General features: G+C 65.5%; 11 protein-coding genes. 10 read left to right on the forward strand and 1 reads right to left on the reverse strand.

Going from position 1 to position 13,207, the window contains the following annotated elements; all coding sequences use genetic code 11:
- The gene (locus BEP01S_RS03775; protein WP_157070508.1) at window positions 1–1,572 is read right to left on the reverse strand and encodes an LPXTG cell wall anchor domain-containing protein; all 1,572 of its coding nucleotides are present in this window, start codon (window positions 1,570–1,572) and stop codon (window positions 1–3) included.
- A 289-nt stretch (window positions 1,573–1,861) separates the two neighbouring features.
- Here BEP01S_RS03775 and dcd point away from each other — a divergent pair, with 289 nt between their 5' ends.
- The 10 genes from dcd (at window position 1,862) to BEP01S_RS03825 (ending at window position 13,207) form a co-directional block, all read left to right on the forward strand.
- Window positions 1,862–2,440, forward strand: a complete 579-nt coding sequence (dcd, locus tag BEP01S_RS03780; protein ID WP_039212498.1) for a dCTP deaminase — start codon at window positions 1,862–1,864, stop codon at window positions 2,438–2,440.
- Window positions 2,437–3,771 carry a hypothetical protein gene (locus BEP01S_RS03785; RefSeq protein WP_236853235.1) on the forward strand — a complete coding sequence of 445 codons (1,335 nt, stop codon included), beginning with the start codon at window positions 2,437–2,439 and terminating at the stop codon, window positions 3,769–3,771. The genes dcd and BEP01S_RS03785 overlap by 4 nt, the downstream gene beginning before the upstream one ends.
- A gap of 136 nt (window positions 3,772–3,907) precedes the next feature.
- The gene (locus BEP01S_RS03790; protein ID WP_039211943.1) at window positions 3,908–6,955 is read left to right on the forward strand and encodes a Na+/H+ antiporter subunit A; all 3,048 of its coding nucleotides are present in this window, start codon (window positions 3,908–3,910) and stop codon (window positions 6,953–6,955) included.
- Complete coding sequence (locus BEP01S_RS03795; RefSeq protein WP_039211944.1) at window positions 6,952–7,587, forward strand: Na(+)/H(+) antiporter subunit C; 636 nt, start codon at window positions 6,952–6,954, stop codon at window positions 7,585–7,587. The genes BEP01S_RS03790 and BEP01S_RS03795 overlap by 4 nt, the downstream gene beginning before the upstream one ends.
- Window positions 7,584–9,167 carry a Na+/H+ antiporter subunit D gene (locus BEP01S_RS03800; protein ID WP_039211946.1) on the forward strand — a complete coding sequence of 528 codons (1,584 nt, stop codon included), beginning with the start codon at window positions 7,584–7,586 and terminating at the stop codon, window positions 9,165–9,167. Before BEP01S_RS03795 ends, BEP01S_RS03800 begins: the two co-directional genes overlap by 4 nt.
- A complete protein-coding gene (locus BEP01S_RS03805) occupies window positions 9,164–9,877 on the forward strand; it encodes a Na+/H+ antiporter subunit E (protein WP_244882042.1) in 714 nt (237 codons plus the stop codon). The genes BEP01S_RS03800 and BEP01S_RS03805 overlap by 4 nt, the downstream gene beginning before the upstream one ends.
- On the forward strand, window positions 9,874–10,455 hold the full coding sequence (locus tag BEP01S_RS03810; protein ID WP_052240180.1) for an MrpF/PhaF family protein: 582 nt from the start codon (window positions 9,874–9,876) through the stop codon (window positions 10,453–10,455). Before BEP01S_RS03805 ends, BEP01S_RS03810 begins: the two co-directional genes overlap by 4 nt.
- A complete protein-coding gene (mnhG, locus tag BEP01S_RS03815; RefSeq protein WP_039211948.1) occupies window positions 10,445–10,840 on the forward strand; it encodes a monovalent cation/H(+) antiporter subunit G in 396 nt (131 codons plus the stop codon). The genes BEP01S_RS03810 and mnhG overlap by 11 nt, the downstream gene beginning before the upstream one ends.
- Window positions 10,830–11,582, forward strand: coding sequence for a response regulator transcription factor (locus tag BEP01S_RS03820; RefSeq protein WP_039211949.1), 753 nt, complete (start codon window positions 10,830–10,832; stop codon window positions 11,580–11,582). The genes mnhG and BEP01S_RS03820 overlap by 11 nt, the downstream gene beginning before the upstream one ends.
- Complete coding sequence (locus BEP01S_RS03825) at window positions 11,579–13,207, forward strand: sensor histidine kinase (RefSeq protein ID WP_083532500.1); 1,629 nt, start codon at window positions 11,579–11,581, stop codon at window positions 13,205–13,207. Before BEP01S_RS03820 ends, BEP01S_RS03825 begins: the two co-directional genes overlap by 4 nt.

Below are 13,207 nucleotides of genomic sequence, written 5' to 3' on the forward strand. Positions count from 1 at the left end.
TTAGAACTCCGCGGGATCGTCGGAGGCGTTCATCCGCCGACGGGTGATGATGACGGCTGCTGCACCGACTGCGAGCAGACCGACACCGAGTGCCAGTCCGGTCATCTCGGCACCGGTGCGCGGCAGGTCGCTGCCAGAGTCGCCCTGGCCGTTGCCGTTTCCGTTTCCGCCTTCGTCGACGGCGGTGCCGTTGGTAAGTACGGTGAAGCTTCCGCCCTGGGGCTCATCGAAGCTCTCGGCCTGGGCACGCACGTTGTAGGTGCCGAGCACGGCCTTGACCTTGGCCTGGACACCGAACGTGACCTTGCCTTCGGAATCGGCTTCCTTGGTCATCGTGTAGCGATCGACCTTGCCCTGGGCATGCTCGACCGTGATGGAGACCTTCTCGCCGGGCTGAGCTCCGCTGACGCCGATCTTGATGCCGTCGTTCAGGAAGTCCTCGGAGCTGACCTCGGTCGGGTTGATGAACATCGACGCCTGCGCGGCTGCGGCAGGCTTCTTGTCCTCGGTGCCGGGGCTGGCCGGACCGGTGGACTCGGGAGCCTCGTCCTTCTTCTCGTCCTTCTCGTCCTTCTCGTCGCCTTCGGTAGCGTCTTCAGCCGGCGACTTCGACTTCTTGTCGGCGTCGTCGGAGTCCTTGGCGCCTTCAGCGTCGTCGGAATCCTCAGCCTTCGGGCTTTGGTCCTTCTTGGCGTCGTCGGCTCCGTCAGACTCGTTGGCCTTGGCGTCGTCTGACTGGTCGTCGTCGGTCGGAGCCTCAGCCGGTCCCGGCGTCACATCGTCGGCAGGAGCCTTCTTGGCCTTGTCGGTCTCAGTCGGGCTCGGCTTCGGCGCCTCAGTGGTGGGCTCTTCAGTCTTGGTCTCGGTCGGTTCCGGGGCCTTGGTGGTCGGATCGTCGGTCTTCGTCTCCGAAGGCTTCGGCGCGTCTGTCGTCGGCTCGTCAGTCTTGGTCTCAGACGGCTCCGGGGACTCCGTTTTGCTGGGAGTCTCGTCCGGAGTCTGGATCGGACCGGTGGCCGAGTCGCACTTGTCCTCGTCCTTGTTGTCGCCCTCGCCCGGTTCGTCGACCTCGGAGGCCTTGGAGACGACATCGAAGGTCACCTTCGAGGACTTCTCTTCGGACTTGAGGTCGGTGAGGTAGAGCGAGTATTCGCCGACAGGAACCTGTGCACCGTCAGTGACGGTGAAGAAGTAGGTGCCGGAGACCTTTCCGTCATCGTCGACCGTGAGCTTCTTGTCCGGCGAGTATTCGGTGCCATCGGTGCCGACAACGGTCACCGTGGCCTTCTCGTCGGGGGTGAACCCGGTGCCGGAGAAGCCGATTCCTTTTTTGTCGTTCGCGATGTCGGCGCGGGTCACCTGCGCCTGCGCAAGGGTCGCCTGCGGATCCGACTCTTCGGGAACCGAGGAATCCGATTCGGAGCTGTTCGATGACTGCTGATCACCCTGGGCGCACAGCGGTTGCTGAGGGACCGTAGCGGTGGACTCTGTCGCTGCGAACGCCGGGGCGCCAGCAAGACCTGTCAATGCAACGGCTACTGCGGGGGCAAGCACAAGACGCGAGGTCTTCACAGTAATGCCTTTCGATTGTTGTCTACCCACGAAAGACGATGGACTCCCGGCATTCCTTGGCTTAAGAAGGGGAAGGCACCATCGTGCGCGGGTCCGTACAGCTCATAACCCTAAAGCATTCATCCGTCGCTATGGGGAGACACACGGGTAAAAATCAGGAGAATTCCGGAAAATCGTTATCTGTTTGTGACATAGATTCGGCGTGTCGGTCGAAATCTTTCGCGGATTCGACGTGATTGACTCACACGCTCGCGAGCGTGGGAAGCCCGGAACGACTACCATCGGAATCGTGACTCTCCTTTCCGACCGCGACATCCGCGCCGAGCTCGACTCCGGACGCATCGCCCTCGACCCCTACGACCCTTCGCTGATCCAGCCGGCCAGCGTCGACGTGTGTCTCGATCGTTACTTCCGGCTTTTCGACAACCACAAGTACGCGGTCATCGATCCGAGCCTCGAGCAACCCGAGCTCACGCGCTACGTCGAAGCCGCTCCGGGGGAGCCCTTCGTCCTCCACCCGGGCGAGTTCGTCCTCGCCTCCACTCATGAGCTCGTGACTCTGCCCGTCGATGTCGCCGCTCGACTCGAGGGCAAGTCCTCGCTCGGGCGTCTCGGCCTTCTGACCCACTCGACGGCCGGCTTCATCGACCCCGGCTTCAGCGGCCACGTCACCCTGGAGCTGTCGAACGTCGCGACGCTGCCGATCACTCTGTGGCCGGGAATGAAGATCGGCCAGCTCTGCTTCTTCCGACTCAGCTCGGCAGCGGAGAATCCCTACGGTTCCAAGGCCACGGGCAACCGCTACCAGGGCCAGCGCGGACCGACCGCTTCCCGTTCGCACCTCAACTTCTACCGGAGGGACATGTGATCACCCGCCGCGAACTGCGGCTGCAACGCGAAGCCGCTGAACGCGCCGCCCGGGAACAGGCAGACGCCGCGCGCTACCAGGTTCCCGACGCTCCGGCGCCGGGTGCCCCGGCCGCACGCACTCCAGTTCCCGACGCTGAGGCGACGGGCGTGCAGTTCCCAGCTGTCCAGGCTTCGGGCGTCTCGAACGCGACTGGAGCCGGATCCTCCGCACCCCCGGCAGTCGCCGCCCCCGGTGCACCCACCCTGGTTCCCGATGGCAGGACTCCCGCGAACCAGGGTTCCGGGGCCCCGACCCCCGAAACCCAAGCCGCGAGCCGGCGGCGGACCGGGATGCCGTCGACGGGACGGCCCGGCTACGGCGGTGACACATCCACGCCGAAGGACACGGCCACCTCGGCGGATCTGCGGGGTTTCCACCTCATCCTCCTCGATGACGCTGTCGAGGTCTCCGACGTCCTCGCGCTCATCCACAACAAGCTGCCCGATCTGCGCCCGGTGCTCGACGAGCACGGGCAGATGCGACTGAGCAGGCACTCCCGCCTGAGTTCGGGGGTGGCCCTCGATCCCGCCGATGCCGCCGCGCTCGAGGTTCCCGAGTGGGTCCAACATGCCGTCGTCATCGACTGCCCCCGCGACCGGCAGCCGACCCCGCCGCCTGACTGGTTCGCCGATGCCGATGGACTCCACGAGGCCTTCCCGAACGGAATGCCGGACCGGGAGGAGGAGCGCATGCTCAGCCTCATGCTCTCCGTCGCCTCCCGACTCCACACGGGCGTGCGCCTGGCTGACGAGCCAGATCTGCCGACCCGGGTGATCATCCCCGACCCCGAGGCGAAGGTCGACCTCTACATCTACTCCTCGTACTGGATGGAACCGCCCGTCGCGCTCGACTTCGTGCGCCGTCATGCCCCGCACGCCTTCCAGCAGGCCCTGCCCACCCCCGACGAGGATGTGCTGGCCCAAGCGAGCATCGACGACCCGCTCTTCGACCCCTCCGCCCCGGTCATCCTCGACGGCTATGCCCTGCTCGTCCCGCTGGGCGAGATCGACGAATCTGCTGGCAGCCTCGAGATCCGTGTGATGGAGGCCGAGTGGGTTCCGCCGATCATCGCCGCCCACACCGATGCCCCGCAGATCGAATACCACGTGCACTGGATGGACACCGAGTCGAAGCGCTATCAGCCGAACCAGCGACGACGATTCCGGCGGATGCGCAGCCAGGTGGCGCAGCTGACCGACGCGATCGGAGCCGAGCTGCTCGTCGGCTCCGCAGGCATCGGACTCGACGAGAACGGCTTCCTCGTGACCAGTCGACAGCTGCGTGCGTGATCGGTGTCGTGCCGGGGCAGAACCTGTCTCAGCTCACACCGGGTGATTGGGGAAACGACACCTGTCCGTGCGAAAATGACCTGACGAACCTTTCTCACAAACAGGCATATGACGGAGGTGGCCGCCGGTGATAGTCATGACAGGGGCCTTTTTCGGGGCATCTGTCATCGCCTACCCTCTGGTTCGTCTGCTCGGCCGCAACGCCTTCTTCTTCCTCGCCCTCGTCCCCCTCGCGGGACTCCTGTGGAGCCTGTCGACGGTCTCCGAGATCTTCGGCCCTGCCGCCCAGCCGCTCGTGGAGAATCTGGACTGGCTGCCCGAACTCGGCCTTGCCGGAATCTTCCGCCTCGACGTGCTCTCGTGGATCATGACGCTGCTGGTCACCGGTGTCGGTGCCCTCGTCTTCGTCTACTGCGCACGCTACTTCCCGCCCGACGAGCCGGGACTGGCTCGGTTCGCGGGAATCTTCATGGCCTTCGCCGGAATGATGTACGGGCTCGTCGTCGCCGACGAACTGCTCATGCTCTACCTGTTCTGGGAGGGCACCACAGTCTTCTCCTACCTGCTTATCGGGCACAGCCAGTCCCGCCGCCGCTCGAGGCAGGCGGCCCTGCAGGCACTCATCGTCACCACCGCCGGCGGACTGGCCATGCTCGTGGGCATGGTCCTGCTCATCACCGCCACCGGCACCGGGCAGATCTCGACCCTGGTCGACCGTGCCCAGTCCGGAATGGACACCGGCGGAGTCATCGTCTCCGCGGTCATCCTCATCCTCGTCGGTGCGATCTCGAAGTCCGCGCTCATGCCGTTCCACTTCTGGCTGCCCGGCGCTATGGCAGCACCCACTCCGGTGAGTGCCTATCTGCACGCCGCGGCCATGGTCAAGGCTGGTATCTACCTCGTCCTGCGCTTGGCACCCGGCTACAACAACATCCCCGGCTGGTCCGAGGTGCTGCTCACCCTGGGACTGCTGACGATGTTCATCGGCGGTTGGCAGGCGCTGAAGCAGACCGACCTCAAACTGCTGTTGGCCTTCGGTACGGTCTCCCAGCTCGGATTCCTCACCACCATGGCTTCGTTCGGCACTCCGGACATCACGAAAGCGGCCCTGGGCCTGCTCATCGCCCACGCGCTGTTCAAGTCCTGCCTGTTCCTGTGCGTCGGCATCATCGACCACCGTGCCGGCACCCGTGACCTGACGAAGCTCTCCGGCGGTTGGAAGGCGTTCCCCGTCGTCGCCGTGTGCGCGACGATCGCGGCCGCCTCGATGGCCGGGCTTCCCCCGCTGCTCGGCTTCGCCGCGAAGGAGGCCGCGTACTCGACCCTCCTGTCCTCACCGGACAAGGCCTCGGTCATCGGCTTCATCGGCATCATGATCGGCTCGATCCTCACCGTCGCCTACTCGGCCCGTTTCGTCTGGGGTGCGTTCTCCACGAAACCGGGAGTCGACGACATCGCCCGCCGCGACGAGAAGCTCACCCTCGTCGTCTCCCCGCTCATCCTCACCGCACTGACCCTGGCGCTCGGCCCGGGAGTCGGACTGCTCGACGGCTACTTCTCAGCGTGGACCAGCGGACTGCCGGCGGTGGCCGAGGGCGACGGGCACTACCACCTCGCGCTGTGGCACGGACTCGAACCGGCGCTCGCCTTCACCGCCGTAACCATAGCCGCGGGTCTCGCCCTGTTCATCTTCCGCCGGCCCTTCGCGAAGGTCCAGGCAACGCTGCCGTCGGGACTGGACTTCCACGAGCTCTACCGAATGCTCATCGGCTGGATGGAAGCCCTGGCGCTGTGGGTCACCGCCCGCACCCAGCGCGGTTCGCTGCCGTTCTACCAGGGCGTGGTCTACCTCGTGCTCGTCGCCGGTGTGGGCCTGGCGATCATCTCCAATGACACGTGGAACATCACCTTCCGGCTCTGGGACACCCCGCTGGACCTCATCGTCGCAGCCGTGCTCGTCATCGTCGCGATCGGTGCCACCCGGGCCAAGAAGCGCTTCACCGCCGTCGTCGTCACCGGCATCTCCGGCTACGCCATGGTCGCCTACTTCGCCTTCGTCGGCGCTCCCGACCTGGCCCTGACCCAGGTGCTCGTCGAGACCATCACGATCGTCGTCTTCGTCCTCGTCCTCCGCCGGCTGCCGGCGCGCATCGGTGAGTCCACTGGTCGCCTCACTCCCGCCTGGCGGGCGATCATCGGCGGTGCCGTGGGCATCACCGTCATGCTCGTGGTCCTCATCGCCGCAGGTGTCCGCGTGGCCGATCCGATCTCCGTCGACTTCGGCGAGCTCGCCTACGAGCTCGGCCACGGCACGAACATCGTCAACGTCACCCTCGTCGACATCCGCGCTTGGGACACGATGGGCGAGATCTCGGTGCTCGTGGCCGCTGGAACCGGTATCGCCGGACTCATCTTCGTGCGTGGCCGCGAGGGTCACCTGCACCGGTTCGAAAGGAAGAAGGACGGCACCGAGGCGGCCGGCCGCATCCGCTTCCAGCCCGTGGCCGAGGATGTCGTCGACCTCCATCACACCGGCCGTGGGGAGGGCCTGTCGCAGAAGCGGGCGTCCTGGCTCATTGCCGGACGCACCCTGGCCCCGCGCAACCGCTCGATCATCCTCGAGGTCACCGCGCGCCTGATCTTCCACGCCGTCATCGTCTTCTCCGTCTACCTCCTCTTCGCCGGTCACAATGACCCGGGCGGCGGATTCGCCGGCGGCCTCGTCGCCGGTCTCGCCCTCGTCGTGCGCTACCTCGCCGGAGGCAAGTACGAACTCGCCGAGGCGGCTCCCTTCACTCCCTCGGGAATGCTGGGCACCGGTCTGACCACCGCGATACTGACCGTCATCGGCGGTTGGATCTGGGGAGATACGGTCTTCGACGCCGTCTACCTCGAAGGCGATCTGCCTCTGCTGGGACATCTGTCCTTCGGCACCTCGACGTTCTTCGACATCGGCGTCTACCTCATCGTCGTCGGCCTCATGCTCGACATCCTCCGCTCCCTCGGAGCCGAAGTCGACCTGCACCAAGAACGCGACGAGGCGATGCTGACCAACCGCATCCACGACAACGTGAACTTCTCCGACAACATGGGCGCCACCGCCGAACACCGGGCAGTGTCCGAGATCATCGACCGCGTCAACGAACTCGACGTCGACAACGGTGCGGAAGGAGGCCGCCTATGAGCGTCTCCTTCGTCATGGTCCTGGCCATGGGTGTCCTGATCGCCGCCGGCATCTACCTCATGCTCGAACGCTCGCTGACCCGCGTTCTGCTCGGGTTCATCCTGCTCGGCAACGGAGTCAACCTGCTCATCATCCTCACCGCCGGCCGCGGCGCCCCGCCTCTGACCGACGGTAAGAACCTGTCGACCGAAGGCATGTCCGATCCGCTGCCGCAGGCGCTCATCCTCACAGCCATCGTCATCACCTTCGCCGTGACGGCGTTCCTACTGGCGATGATCTACCGTTCCTGGAGGCTCATGCGCGCCGATTCGCTGCAGGACGACGACACCGACCTCCAGGTGGCGATCACGAAGCTCATCGACTCCGAGGCGGAGGCGAGCACGGAGTACGACGACACCGAGTTCGGCGACGAGGCGGAGTCCCCGATCACCGGCGCCATCGATCTCGATGACGACGGCACCCCCGCAGAACGGGAGGACCTCGTCGACGACATCGAGGACGCACAGACTCCGGCCGAGGCCGATGCCATCGCCGAGGAGGCGGTGGACTCGCAGACGGAGGCCCACAGCGCCACGGAGGCCGACGTTGCCGAAGAGGCCCGGGACGCGAAGCAGCAGGGAGACGACGCATGATCGATCTTCTGCCCGTACTCGTTCCCCTGCCCGTTCTGCTGCCGCTCATCGGTGCCGGAATCGCGCTCATCCTGTCCAAGAACACGCGAGCGCAGAACATCGTGTCGATCGCGATCCTTGTCGCGGTCATGGTCATCGCCACGATGATCCTCTTCGGCGTCGATGCGCACGGACCGCAGGTCGTGGCGATCGGCGGCTGGCAGCCCCCGGCCGGCATCGTACTCGTCGCCGACCGGCTGTCCTCGCTCATGCTCATCGTGTCCTCACTGGTCACACTGTGCGTCCTCGTGTACGCCCTGAGTCAGGACGCCAACGACGACTCGAACGAGACACCGATCTCCGTGTTCAACCCCAGCTATCTGGTGCTGTGCGCGGGCATTGCGAACTCGTTCCTCGCCGGAGACCTGTTCAACCTCTACGTCGGCTTCGAGATGTTCCTCGTCGCCTCCTATGTGCTGCTCACCCTCGGTGCCACGGCGGAGCGGATCCGGGCGGGAGTCACCTATGTGATCATCTCGCTGGTGTCCTCGGTGATCTTCCTCGCCGCCATCGGCGTCATCTACGCCGCGTGCGGCACCGTGAACATGGCGCAGCTGTCCGAGAGAATCTCGGATCTGCCTGCCGATGTGCAGATGATCCTCCACGTGCTCCTGCTGCTGGGCTTCGGCATCAAGGCCGCGATCTTCCCGCTGTCCTTCTGGCTGCCCGACTCCTACCCGACGGCGCCGGCTCCGGTGACGGCGGTCTTCGCCGGACTGCTGACGAAGGTCGGCATCTACGCGATCATCCGCACCGAAACCCTGCTGTTCGCCGAATCCTCTCTGAGGGTGCCGCTGCTCATTGCGGCGGGGCTGACGATGCTCGTGGGCATCTTCGGTGCGATCGCGCAGTCGGAGATCAAGAGGATCGTGTCCTTCACCCTCGTCTCCCATATCGGCTATATGCTCTTCGGCGTGGCTTTGGGCACGAGCATCGGTCTGTCCGCGGCGATCTACTACACGGTCCACCACATCATCGTCCAGACCGCGCTGTTCCTGGCCATCGGGCTCGTCGAAATGCGCGGCGGGTCCACCTCGACGAGGTCGCTGGGCGGTCTCATGGTGCTCTCGCCGGTGATCACGATCATCTTCTTCATCCCGGCGCTCAACCTCTCCGGCATTCCGCCGTTCTCCGGGTTCATCGGCAAGGTCGCACTCTTCCTCGCCGGCTTCGACGATCACGCCTGGCTGCCGACCGTCCTCATCGTCGCCGGCACCGTGACGAGCCTGCTCACCCTCTATGTCATCGGACGTACATTCAACCTCGCGTTCTGGCGCGATCCGGCCGATGTGGAAGAACCGAACGAGGACCTCGTGGAGGAATTCACGGAGCGGAAGAAGACGCTGCTGGCGGGGAAGAAGTGGAAATCTCAGATCGGAGTTCCCCCTGCCATGGTGGTGGCCACCTCGGTGGTGGTGATCGCCTCCATCGTTCTCACGGTCGCCGCCGAACCACTGTGGGATATGTCGAACCGGGCGGCCGAGAACCTTTCGACGCCGATCGACTACGTCACGAACGTGCTCGGAGGTGATGAGTCATGACTCCCGACCGAGACCAGAGCCAGAATCGCGACCAGAGCCAGAACCCGAGTCAGGACCAGAACCGGGACAAGGGGCAGGTCCGAGTTCCGGGCCAGGTCCGCGCACAGGGCCCGGACCGTCCACCGGCGAACCGGCCGCGGATGAGCCGGGGCCGTGGAATCATCCAGCAGCTCGTGCTGCTGGTCTCGTTGGTTCTGCTGTGGCTGATGCTGTGGGATTCGATCACGGTGGTCACAGTGGTCTCCGGAATCGTGTTGGCCTTCGTCGTCACGCGCGTGTTCTACCTCCCGCCCGTCGTGCTCTCCGGACGGTTCAACGTCTGGCATGCGTTGGTGTTCGGTCTGTGGTTCCTCTACTCGGTCCTCCACGCCTCCATCGAGGTCGCCTGGTATGCGTTCCGCCGCAAAGCCGTCGGAGCCGGGTCCGTCATCGCCTGCGATCTGCGCACGAGCTCGGACCTCGTGCTCACCCTCATCGCCGATACCGCGAGCCTCATCCCCGGGTCGATCATCATCGACAGCGACCGGGCCATGGGGATGCTCTACCTGCACTTCCTCGACTGCGATTCCGAGGAGAAGCTGCGCAAGGCGAAGGCGCAGGTCTACTACATCGAAGAGCTGCTCATCCGCACCCTCGGTTCGCACCGTGACCTCGCCGCCCTGCGGGCCAGGCCGGATCCGCTCAACGAGACCGAAGGGGGCCGCTCATGAGTGAGATCGTCCTCCACACGCTCATCGTCGCAGGGTCGGTGCTGTTGGCCGCCTCGGTGGTCATTGCGCTCTTCCGAATTGTCCGGGGTCCGTCGATCCTCGATCGCATGATCGGCACCGACGTCGTGCTTGCCGCAATCATGTGCGGCCTCGGCGGATACATGGCTCTGTCCGACCGCACGGATCTGCTGCCCGTGCTCATCGTTCTCGCGATGCTCGGCTTCGTCGGTTCGGTGAGCGTGTCGCGGTATGTGTCGAAGTCCGATTCGATGACTCCCGGCGCCGAGGCGGGTGCACTGTCCGAGTTCAGCTCCTCCGACTGGCATATGCCCCGTGACGGGGAGGGGCAGAGTTCCGAGGCGGCCGATGCTGGGGCGACAGGTGCCGGAGCGGCCGAGGCTGGAGCGACCGACGCCGCAACGGCTGATGGCGATGAGGTCACCGAGATCGAAGATCCCACCTACGACGCCCACGCCGACAGCGGCGGAGAGGGCGAGGGCACCGGGCCCGACCCGGGACCCGACGACGCCGAACATATGGCGGAGCGCGACGGAGAGGAGAACACCCGTGGTTCTTGACATCATCTCGGCCGTGCTCATCTTCCTCGGCGCGGTCCTGTCCCTGGCCGCCGCGGTCGGTCTCGTCCGCTTCGGCGACCTTCTCTCGCGCATGCACGCGAGTGCGAAGCCCCAGGTGTTGGGCCTGATGCTCGTCGCCGTGGCGATCGCGATCCAGTTCCCGACCTGGGCGACGGTGACCACGCTGGCGATCGTCATCTCCTTCCAACTCGTGACGATCCCCGTCGCAACGCATATGGTCGGCCGCGCCGGATATCGCACCAAACACCTGCGTCGATCTATGCTGTACCGAGATGAACTCGCCGAGGCGGTCGACCGTGCCGAGGCCAGAGAGATTGCCTGGGAACGCCAGAGAGGAACCGGAACAGACCACCATGACGGCTGACAATCACACCGAGCCCCAACCACTCGTCTTAGTCGCCGATGATGAGCCCGACGTCCTCGGAGCGGTCGTACCGTTCCTCGAACGCTCCGGATTCCGGGTGCTGCCCGCCAGCGACGGACTGCTCGCCCTCGATGAGATCCACCGCCACCGTCCCGATGTGTGCGTCCTCGACGTGCTCATGCCCGGAGCCGACGGCCGGCAGGTGCTGCGCCGTCTGCGCCAGGAGGAGAACTGGGTTCCGGTGCTGCTGCTGACCCAGGTCGGCGAAGGGGTCGAGCGGGCGATGGCCCTCGAAGAGGGCGCCGACGACTACCTCAACAAACCCTTCGACCCGCACGAGCTCGTCGCTCGCATCCGTGCCGTACTGCGCCGCACCCGCAATGACGGACCGCCGCTGGCGACGGCTCCGGTGCTCGTATCCAGCTTCGGTCTGCGCGTCGACCGTGTCGGTCGCCGAGCGTGGCTGGGGCAGCGGGAGCTCGTCATCACCCCGAAGGGCTTCACTCTGCTCGAGTACCTCATGGTGCACAAGGACGAACTCATCGAACGCTCCCGCCTACTCGAAGTGCTGTGGGGATTCGAAGAGGCCGTGGGCACCCGTGCGGTGGACTCCCGGGTCGCCGAACTGCGTCGCGTGCTCGGCGAAGATGCCGCGGAACCACGGTGGATCGCCACCGTGCAGGGACGCGGCTACCGTTTCGTCGGTGAAGTCCGCGGCGAGGACGGACAGAGCCGTCTATGACGAACTTCCTTGTCTTCGAAATCCAGGTCTGGCTGTTCCTGCTGCTGCTCGTCATCGTGCTCGGCGGTCTGGCCGTCGGCGCCTGGTTCGGCTGGCGGTATCTGAAGAAGCGTGAGGCGCAGCTGCGAGAGTCCATCGAGACGGCCGCGGCCGAGGATTCGATGACCAAGCGCAATCGGATGCTCATCCGACTCGACCACGAGCTGAAGAATCCGCTGACGGCTCTGCGCACCTCGGCGGCGAGCATCCGCGAGGTCGTCCGTGACGGCGGCACCCTGAGCGAGGTGGAGCCGGCCGCAAAGCAGGTCGACGTGTCCTCGCGTCGGGTCGCCCGACTGCTGGCCGATCTGCGCAAGCTCGCCGATGTCGAGACCCGCATCATCGAATACGCCCGTGTCGATCTCGATGCGCTCATCCATCAAGCCGTCGAGGATGCCTCGACCGCGCCGGGCGCCGAGGATCGGATGATCGTGGCGACTGTCGCCCGGGCTCCGTGGCGGCTGCCCGATGTCGCCGGTGAAGAGGATCTGCTGCTCACCGCGATCCTCAACCTGTTGGGCAATGCCCTCAAATATTCGTCTCAGGCCGAAGTCGTCGAGCTGCGTGCCAATGAGCAGATCATCGACGGTCACCGCTGGGTCGTCGTCGAGGTCGCCGATACAGGCAGCGGTATTCCGCTGGCCGAACAGGAGAACGTCTGGGACGAGCTCTCGCGCGGTTCTCGTGTGCGTGCGGTCGCCGGGTCTGGAATGGGCCTCTCGCTCGTGCGTGCCATCGTCACCCGGCACGGCGGATCAGTGCAGCTCTTCAGCCAGGAGGGTGTGGGCACCTCGGTGCGTATGGTCCTTCCCGTGCTTGCCGATGCCGCGCCCGTGACCGTTCCGCAGATGTCGGATCATATGGATCGGGTCGCCGCTGGTTCGCATGCGGTGCAGCCGGTGCAGCAGGCGGATTCGCGGCAGGCGCCCGGATTCCTGCCTCCCCGCCAGCCCAACGAGGCTGAATTGCAGGGGCGGATCCTCGGCACTCCTCGGCGGACGTCGAAGCGTCGCCTCGAGCGGGTCGACGGAAACCTGGTCAATCGTCGGACGGGCGAGTCCGTCTCCGGCGGATTCCCGCCGGATTCCGGTCAGCATTCGCAGTTCAAACCGCCACGGCAGGCACCGAACGTCGGAGGACAGAACCCGGGTTATGGGCAGCCTCCGGTCGGCAGTCAGCCGAATTCCGGCCCACAGTATTCCGGCCCGCAGCAATCAGGACAGCCGAATTCGGGCCCCCAGAACTTCGGACAGCCTCCTGTCGGGAGTCAGCCTGCCAGCGGTCCTCAGCCCACCGGTCAGCCACCTGTCGGCGGCCAGCCCAATTCCGGTCCGCAGAACTTCGGGAATCAGCCTGTCGGAAGTCAGCCGAACTCGGGCCAGCAGAATTTCGGACAGCCACCAGTCGGCAGTGAGCCGGCCAGCGGTCCTCAACAATCCGGACAGCCTCCGGTCGGCAGTCAGAACGCTGGGCAGCCCAATTCGGGACCGCAGGCTCCTCGGCACGGGTACGGACAAGGCCAGCCGAACCAGAACGGCCGGGAAGCGGGGTACCCGGACCGTCGCCAGCAGGGTGACCAGCAGTGA

Origin of the sequence: Brevibacterium epidermidis NBRC 14811 (genome assembly GCF_001570805.1) — a bacterium.
In the GTDB taxonomy this organism is placed as follows: Bacteria; Actinomycetota; Actinomycetes; order Actinomycetales; family Brevibacteriaceae; genus Brevibacterium; species Brevibacterium epidermidis.

Coding starts and splice junctions, on each gene's coding strand:
- BEP01S_RS03820 (WP_039211949.1), top strand. CDS start 10,830: ATGACGGCTGACAATCACACCGAGCCCCAACCACTCGTCTTAGTCGCC.
- BEP01S_RS03795 (WP_039211944.1), top strand. CDS start 6,952: ATGAGCGTCTCCTTCGTCATGGTCCTGGCCATGGGTGTCCTGATCGCC.
- BEP01S_RS03800 (WP_039211946.1), top strand. CDS start 7,584: ATGATCGATCTTCTGCCCGTACTCGTTCCCCTGCCCGTTCTGCTGCCG.
- BEP01S_RS03790 (WP_039211943.1), top strand. CDS start 3,908: ATGACAGGGGCCTTTTTCGGGGCATCTGTCATCGCCTACCCTCTGGTT.
- BEP01S_RS03825 (WP_083532500.1), top strand. CDS start 11,579: ATGACGAACTTCCTTGTCTTCGAAATCCAGGTCTGGCTGTTCCTGCTG.
- BEP01S_RS03810 (WP_052240180.1), top strand. CDS start 9,874: ATGAGTGAGATCGTCCTCCACACGCTCATCGTCGCAGGGTCGGTGCTG.
- BEP01S_RS03805 (WP_244882042.1), top strand. CDS start 9,164: ATGACTCCCGACCGAGACCAGAGCCAGAATCGCGACCAGAGCCAGAAC.